3 protein-coding genes and 1 other annotated feature are annotated in these 4,711 nt (G+C 34.2%); all 3 genes read left to right on the top strand.

Going from position 1 to position 4,711, the window contains the following annotated elements; genetic code table 11:
• Window positions 1–629 (top strand): hypothetical protein (locus tag ACT8VG_RS07525; protein WP_444195534.1); only part of this gene is annotated, 629 nt, incomplete at its 5' end.
• Window positions 630–776: 147 nt separating this feature from the next.
• Window positions 777–1,011 (top strand) — a binding site (T-box leader).
• A gap of 73 nt (window positions 1,012–1,084) precedes the next feature.
• Entirely contained in the window at window positions 1,085–2,791 is a 1,707-nt protein-coding gene (locus tag ACT8VG_RS07520) for a carbon starvation CstA family protein (RefSeq protein WP_221711446.1), read from the top strand.
• A gap of 496 nt (window positions 2,792–3,287) precedes the next feature.
• On the top strand, window positions 3,288–4,448 hold the full coding sequence (locus tag ACT8VG_RS07515) for an MFS transporter (protein WP_444195533.1): 1,161 nt from the start codon (window positions 3,288–3,290) through the stop codon (window positions 4,446–4,448).
• Window positions 4,449–4,711: the final 263 nt, after the last annotated feature.

Below are 4,711 nucleotides of genomic sequence, written 5' to 3'. Positions count from 1 at the left end.
ATGAAGATACTTATCTAGATGCTCTAACAAAGAGAATAAAAGAGAAGTATGATCCTGAAAATGAATTTTATTGTATTGATCCTCTAGATTATGATTCACCTGATGAATATTTTTATGAAATAAGTGAAAGAATACATTGGTTAGAACTATATGATCCAAATCATCAATATCCTGTTGATCCAAGTGAATTTAGTGATGAAGAAAACTATGTAGAAGCTGTCAATGAGTGGAAAGACTATGTTGCAAGTCTTGATGCAGAATTAGATGAAAAAGATTTAAAGTCTGATGACATGGATGATTATCGTAATAAAGCACTAAAACGAATGTCTAGAAAACGTCCAAACTCTGTTGAGTATCATTTGGATAATATAGTAGAAGTGCCTCAAAAGGAAAATATATCTGAAGATGATAAAAAATCTTGGGAAGATAAACATAATTTCTATAATTCATTTAGTTCAGTTGATCCTACACAGTATGATCGTGAATTAGATTATCTTGATGATTTACGTAAACAATGGAAAGAATACTATGATTCTTCTGATATGTATGATGTAGATCCAAAGGATTATGATAATGAAGAGGAGTATATGGAAGCTATCAAACAATATATTAAATCCAAGTATAAGTAATATTTCTCTATGTATATTTGTCATACTCCGATATGTAATATACGCTTACATTTATGATAAACATAAAACATATAAACAAATTTGCTTTTTTCGCAATAAACTGTTGACAAATGAAAATATCAGACTATTATATAAGCATACATACGAAACAGAGCGATGAACAAGATACGATTTCTAATCCGCTTCCTATAGAGAGCATCCAGTTGGTGGAAAGGATGCAGGTAATGATTATGGGACCATCCCTTGTGAGCTGTTTTCTTGAAAATAATAGTAAAGAAATCCGTAATTTCTGCGTTAAAGAAATAGCATTCATGGGATGTGAAGTGGTGATGTAAATCACAATCTAAGTGGTACCGCGGAAACGAAGGTTTTCGTCTTAGGCAGTCATTCTAAGACGAAAGCCTTTTTTATTATCTGTTTTATATGTATAAAGTAATTCTGGGGGGAATTTATTTATGAATGGTTTACTTTTACTTGGATTAGCAGCCCTTGTCCTAGTAGTAGCCTATCTATGTTATGGTCGCTATTTAGTAAAAACTTGGGGTATTGATCCTAATGCAACAACACCTGCTGTTGCAAAAGAAGATGGCGTAGACTATGTACCAACTAATAAATGGACAGTCTTTGCTCATCAGTTCTCATCTATCGCTGGTGCTGGACCAGTTACTGGACCAGTTATGGCTATGATGTTTGGTTGGTTACCTGCATTCTTATGGGTAGTCATCGGTGGTGTATTCTTCGGTGCTGTACAGGACTTCGGTGCACTTTATGCTTCAGTTAAATCTGAAGGTAAGTCAATGGGTCAGATCATCGAAAAGTACATTGGTAGAACTGGTAAGAAATTATTCTTCTTATTCTGCTGGGTCTTCACATTAATCGTTATTGCTGCTTTTGCAGACATGGTTGCTGGAACATTCAATGGTTTCAGTGTTGAAGGAGCTAAGCTTGCACCTAATGCCAGTGCTGCTTCTATCTCTATTCTTTATGTATTTGTTGCTATGGCATTTGGTTTATTATTACGTAAGGTTAACCTTGAAGGTTGGCCAAAAGTAGTACTTGGAATTGTATTAATCGTTGCAATGCTTGCAGTTGGTATCAAATTCCCAGTATATGCAACTAAAACAACTTGGATCTATTTAGTATTCGTTTATATTTTCTTTGCATCTGTTACACCAATGTGGTTATTAAAAAGCCCACGTGACTATTTAACTACATTCCTATTTATCGGTATGATTGCAGCAGCAGTTGTAGGTGTATTTATGAGTAACCCAACTGTTACTGTACCAGCATTCACTGGATTCAAATCAGCTACAGGAAGTTACTTATTCCCAACATTATTCGTAACTATCGCTTGTGGTGCCGTATCTGGTTTCCATTCACTTGTATCTTCAGAAACATCTTCTAAGATGGTCAAGAATGAAAAAGATATGCTTCAGGTTGGTTATGGTTCAATGTTGTTAGAATCATTACTTGCAGTATTAGTTATCGTTATCGTTGGTTCATTACCAAACTTAAAACAGACTGGTGTCTTAGATTCAGCTCTTGCTAATATGGCTTTAGCTGATACAGCTACACCTTTCACTAAGTTCTCTGCTGGTGTTACTGGCTTAGTAGCACAGCTTGGTTTACCACAGTCTTGGGGACTTTGTATCATGACTATGTTTGTTTCAGCTCTTGCATTAACTTCTCTTGATGCAGTAGCTAGAATCTCACGTATGTCTTTCCAGGAATTCTTCGAAGTAGAAGAAGGAGAAACTCCATCACAGTTAGTATCTGTCTTAACTAATAAATACGTTTCAACACTTATTTCACTCTTCTTTGGTTATTTATTAAGCTTAGGCGGATATGTTAACATCTGGCCATTATTCGGTTCAGCAAACCAGTTACTTGCTGCAATGGTATTAGTATCTCTTGCTGTATTCTTAAAGGTTACTGGAAGAAAAGGCTTCATGTTATATGTACCAATGGTATTAATGTTCATCGTTACTATGACAGCTTTAGTACAGGCTATCTATGCAATTGTAATGAAGTTATTTGTAACTGGTGGATTTGTATTAATGACAGACGGTTTACAATTAGTCGTTGCCGTATTATTAGTCGCTCTTGGACTTATGATTACTTTCCATTCAACTGGTAAGTTAGTTAATTCAAAAGCTGAATAATACATATTAAAGTCCCTATATCTAGGGGCTTTTTTTCATGTTTTGAAAAGTGAAAAATTACTCACAGAATAACTTTACACATACTCATATATTTAGTAATAATGATTATATTGATATAATCATTACACTTAGGATAAATACAAATATTAGGATTTTTCAATCATGAAAATGTGAAATAATGCCAGTTTTGTAATTGTTAAAATCATAAATAACTATAATAGTGTTACATATTAAAAGAAATTTACAAAAGGGTATTGACGAGTAAAAAAATGTTTCTTAAAATAGACTTGTGTCTAGAGAGAGGACACAGCAAACTGCCCTGAAGCATGTTCTATAACTAGTCATGTAGAGCATGCTGGTTCCTAGAACCGGGGCACTTTGTTTAAGGTATTCAGACATGATTCTTAGGAATCGTGTCTTTTTTTCTTATTGAGAAAATAGTTGTACCCCTTTTGATAAATACTATATAATACCTAAGGTTATCGAGGGGGAAATTATGAAACGCTTACAAATGAAATATAATTGTATACAGTTCTTATATTGGATTACTAACTGTACGATTTTTGGTTATGTAGCCATTTTCTTACAATATAAAGGCTTATCAAATACAGAAATTGGTATAGTGACTGCAATGGGAAGTATTGTGATGCTTATACTTTCGGCTAATATCTCTAACTTGCCAAACAAGTATGAAGCACTCACACCGCACAATGTTATCTTAGGAATCTATGCTATACTATTCGCATCATTTAGTGCTCTTTATTTTATGACACTACCTAAAGTAGTCGTCATGGTACTATATATCGCATTATTATTCTTGAGTACTTGTGTTGTTCCATTCTTATCACAATTCGCAATGGATTATGTCAAGATGGGTCATGATATTAACTTTGGACTTGCAAGAGGACTTGGGTCATTCTCTTATGCATCTAATGCCTTTATAATGGGTTACTTAGTAGAATGGCTTGAACCATCTGTTATCTATATTGTCTTTATTATCTCAAGTATTCTGTTTATCATTAACCTGCTTGTCCTGCCACATTCTACTATTAAGAACGCATCAACAGAAAAGCCAGCTAATCCATTTGGCTTGATCACGAAATATAAGAAGTTCTTCTTATTCTTACTTGGATTTGGTTTTGCGATTGCAGGTGCGACATCTTTATCTACTTACTTGATTAATATTGTTAAGAAGCTTGGTGGAGATTCATCATTCTACGGTATAGCCATCTTCTTTATGGCAGCCAGTGAAACGCCATTTATGACAATGACATATCGCTTAAAGAAAAAATTTGGACCTGAAAAGCTCATTGTCTTTGGTTTGATCATGTATATCTTTAGAAACTTCTTAATTGCCTTAGCACCTAACTTACTTGTATTACTTATTGGTATGGTGTTCCAGGGATGTTCATATGGCTTACTATTTGCCACTTATACATATTATTGTAATGATGTCTTATCTGAATCAGATCAGATGGCAGGTCAGACACTTATCACAATGATGGCCAATGGTTTTGGTTTCTGTTTAGGTAATTACTTAGGTGGTGTATTACAGGATACATTAGGACTACAAAGCATGTTGATTTTTGCGATGGCTGTTACACTTGTAGGTGCTCTTATTGGTGTATATACATATAAGTTTATAAAGGAAGATTAGTTTCTTCCTTTTTTTTGTTTTGAAAAATGAGCGTTAGGGGTTACATAATGGTATTAAAATGTTATAATTACCACGTTATGAAAATATTACTGTTTTAGGTATTTAGTAATCTATTTTCAAACAATTAATATTTAGTGGTACAGAAAAGGGGATCAATGGCAACTACCCACGACCTAAGGGTCATGGGCTTGTAACTGCCCAGTCGTAATAACGGTTTACACCTCCGACCTTTAACCCCAGTAGATATTGCTATCTAAAGTGGC

This window comes from Catenibacterium sp. (genome assembly GCF_052354645.1).
GTDB classification, from domain to species: Bacteria; Bacillota_I; Bacilli_A; order Erysipelotrichales; family Coprobacillaceae; genus Catenibacterium; species Catenibacterium mitsuoka_A.
The sequence above is the reverse complement of the archived record's forward strand: the minus strand, read 5'-3'. Positions and strand labels throughout refer to the sequence as shown.

Bases quoted from the DNA above. Each gene is read 5' to 3' on its own strand.
- ACT8VG_RS07520 (WP_221711446.1), top strand. From the start codon at position 1,085: ATGAATGGTTTACTTTTACTTGGATTAGCAGCCCTTGTCCTAGTAGTA.
- ACT8VG_RS07515 (WP_444195533.1), top strand. From the start codon at position 3,288: ATGAAACGCTTACAAATGAAATATAATTGTATACAGTTCTTATATTGG.